This window comes from Dellaglioa sp. CoH-57-MRSF-20, assembly GCF_056781955.1.
In genome coordinates, this window is the sequence record NZ_JBXAXV010000246.1 from 1 (window position 1) to 280 (window position 280).

General features: G+C 55.7%; 1 protein-coding gene. It reads left to right on the forward strand.

The genetic code is table 11. The features are described from left to right. The coding region (locus tag AC1RPN_RS08930; RefSeq protein ID WP_481763834.1) for a hypothetical protein at positions 1 to 280 on the forward strand (280 nt) is incomplete at both ends.

Below are 280 nucleotides of genomic sequence, written 5' to 3' on the forward strand. Positions count from 1 at the left end.
CGATATACCGTTCAAGTTCAAGAAGCATTTCCCGACACAGGAATTTAGCAGGCCTATCAAATTCACGGGCACCCTCAAGGACTACCAGCCAGCAGCCGTTGACGCGATCCTGAAAAAGAAGCGTGGTGTCCTCAAAGCCCCGCCCCGGAGCGGTAAGACCGTGATGGGGGCCGCAGCTGTATGCCGCTTGGGTAAGAAGACGATCATCATGGCGTCGCAGCGTGAATGGATTCTCGGCTTCCAAGAGACATTTATCGGATCGGACACACAGGCCGCCCTG